This window comes from Methylophaga sp. UBA4204 (assembly GCF_002379485.1).
In the GTDB taxonomy this organism is placed as follows: Bacteria; Pseudomonadota; Gammaproteobacteria; order Nitrosococcales; family Methylophagaceae; genus Methylophaga.
Window position 1 is genome coordinate 11,760 of sequence record NZ_DFTU01000080.1, and the last position, 3,330, is coordinate 15,089.

Here is a 3,330-nt window from a genome sequence, read left to right on the forward strand (position 1 = left end):
AGGAACACCATTGTAGCGTTCAAGGCGTGGTGACCCGTATATCCATCGCGAATCACTGATGGCTGATAAAGGCACCATCTCTCCACTAATATTACGCACATACCAGTCTCCTACATCTTCGGGCATCATGCGAAACGGGGCATCACCCTGTACATAGACTCTTTTGACACGACCTTTGTCAATAAAATCATTTACATAAGTGGACCCCCACGCTGTTCCAAAAGTGCTATTGATATCATCCAGCGAGACACCAAAAGCCATGGCTTTTTGATGATTAATATCAATTTTGAATTGGGGGCGATCCTGCAAACCGCTGTGCCTCACCTGATTTAAACGTGGATCCTGATTAGCTTGCATTAACAGAGTGTCTCGGGCTTTGACCAGTTCTTCATGACCCATGCCACCTAAATCCTGCAACATCATATTAAAGCCACTGGCATTACCCAGCTCACGGATGGGAGGAGGGGCAATAGCAAAAGCCACCGCATCCTTAAACTGACTGAAATAGCCCGAAGCACGATTGGCAATTGCCTGAGCACTTTGTTCTGGCGCTGTGCGCTGATCCCAACTTTTTAAATTAACAAAAATCAGACCACTATTCTGCCCGCGACCACTAAAGCTATAGCCGATAACAGAAAACACTGATTCGACGTTATCACCTTCCTGTTCAAGGTAATAATCTTCAATGCGATTCATCACTTCAATAGAACGCTGTTTCGAGGCGTTGACCGGTAACTGCATTTCAGTAAATAAAATGCCCTGATCTTCATCTGGGAAAAAGGACGAAGGCAACTGGGTAAATAAGTAGGCCAGACCTGCCACAATCAATAGGTAAATCAGCATGACGCGTGCAGAACGTTTGATCAGATAGCCAACGGCACTCTGAGTTCCCTTGCTGGTTTTTTCAAAGCTGCGATTAAACCAGCCAAAAAAGCCACGTTTTTTGGCTGGGTCGTGTTTAGCATCTTTTAATAATGAAGCACATAGAGCTGGGGTGAGCGTTAACGCGATCAAAAGTGATAAAGCCATTGCCGCAACAACGGTAATGGAAAATTGCCGATAAATGACCCCGGTTGAACCCGGGAAAAAAGCCATTGGAATAAACACGGCAGAAACCGTTAACACAATACCGACCAAAGCTCCGGTAATCTGATCCATGGACTTACGCGTGGCTTCTTTGGGTGATAATCCATCTTCATGAATAACACGTTCGACGTTTTCCACCACCACGATGGCATCATCGACCAACAGCCCGATGGCCAGCACCATGGCAAACATGGTCAGCATATTAATGGAAAAGCCAAACGCGAAAAGGATGCCAAACGTTCCCAAAATAACCACTGGTACGGCAACCGCCGGGATCAGCGTGGCCCGAAAATTCTGTAAGAACAGATACATGACCAGGAATACCAGAATCATGGCTTCAACCAGAGTCTTGACTACCCCTTCAATGGATATTTTGACAAAAGGGGTGGTGTCATAAGGGTATGTGACTTCCAGGCCTTCAGGGAAAAACGGTTCAAGTTCCGATATTCGGTCACGGATCATTTGAGAGGTTTCCAGCGCATTTGCACCCGACGCTAGTGTAATGCCCAGACCAGCAGCCGATTGTTTGTTGTATTCGGTTTCAAATTGAAAGTTTTCACCACCCAGTGACACATTGGCTACGTCTTTAATGCGGATTTCCGATCCATCCTGGTTGACCCGTAGCAGGATATTTTCAAATTCACTAACCGTTTCCATCCGGGTTTCAACCACGATGCTGGCGGCAATCTGCTGTCCTTCAACGGCTGGTGTTCCACCAATCTCACCCGCTGCAATCTGGACGTTCTGCTCGCGAATCGCGTTAACGACATCTTCTGTGGTTAATTTATAGTTGGCCAGATTGTTGGCATTTAGCCAGATCCGCATCGCATATTGCGAACCGAACAAATTAATTTGCCCAACTCCATTTACCCGGCTGACAGGGTCCTGAATATTGGCCGCCACATAGTCGGCAATATCATAGCGATCCATTTTTCCATTATTGGAAACAAAGCCCAATACCATTAAAAAACCGGTACTGGATTTAGTGATCCGAATCCCTTGCTGCTGAACATCCTGAGGCAATAAAGGCATGGCCGCCTGCAGTTTATTTTGCACTTGAACCTGAGCAATATCCGGATCAGTATCTGCCTGGAAAGTGACCGTAATCTGGCCAACACCACTGGAATCACTGGTGGAGTTGATATATTGCAGATCATCCAGTCCCGTCAGGTTTTGCTCGATTACCTGAATTACTGAATCTTCGACTACTTTGGCTGAGGCGCCAGGGTAGGCGGTACGGATTTCAATCGCTGTTGGGGCTATGCCGGGATATTGTGCTATCGGCAGCTGAAAAATCGACAGCAAGCCAGCCAGCATGATTAATATCGCAATAACCCATGCAAATATCGGATGATCAATAAAAAAGCGGGCCATGATTACTCCTGAGCTTGCTGGAGGGAGTTTTCAGTATCAATCTCAATCTCCACGGCTGAATCGACAGCAATTTTTTGCAAACCTTCCACAACTACTTTTTCTCCACCGGAGAGCCCGTCAGAGACCAGCCATTTATGACCAATGGAGTGTCTGACTGCTATTGGCCGTTGTTCAACAATATTGTCATCGTTTACCAACATTACGCTTGCGGTTCCCTCGCGAGAAAACATCACGGCTTTGTGGGGAACCAAAATGGCGTCAGGCATGGTTCCTTCATTGATTTCAGTTTTCACATACATGCCTGGTAACAGCAGGCCATCCGGATTGGGGAATTTAGCCCTCATCACCAGACTGCCAGTATCTTCATTAACATTAACTTCAGAGAATTGCAGTTCACCTTGATGTTGATAGGTTGAGCCATCTTCCAGCGTTAATTTAACTTGCGCGGTATCTTCTTCTGAAACTCTCCCGGAGAGTAATTGCCGGCGTAAACGAAGCACCTCTTTTGATGCCTGCGATATATCGACATAAATCGGGTCGGTCTGCGTGATGGTGGTTAAAGGTGATTCCTGTTGGGCCGTGACCAGGGCACCTTCGGTCATAGTCGACCGACCGATGCGACCATCTATAGGAGCATTTACCTTGGTATACCGTAAATTTATTTCAGCAGTTTGAATATTCGCCTGCGCCACGGAAACTTCTGCCTGTGCCTGTAAATACGCTGCCTGGGCATCATCATAATCTTGCTGACTGATGGCTTTGTTATCAATCAGTCCTCTAAATCGTTCTGCACGGGCTTTAGTTGATTGAATATTGGCACGGGCTCGGGCCAGTTCTGCTTTAGCCATTTGTAAAGCGGCTTGAAAAGGG

General features: G+C 46.6%; 2 protein-coding genes. Both read right to left on the reverse strand.

What is annotated here, in order from left to right:
- The coding region (locus B3182_RS12010; RefSeq protein WP_292752878.1) for an efflux RND transporter permease subunit at positions 1-2,460 on the reverse strand (2,460 nt) is incomplete at its 3' end.
- A 2-nt stretch (positions 2,461-2,462) separates the two neighbouring features.
- Positions 2,463-3,330: efflux RND transporter periplasmic adaptor subunit (locus tag B3182_RS12015; protein WP_292752881.1), on the reverse strand; the 868-nt coding region annotated here is incomplete at its 5' end.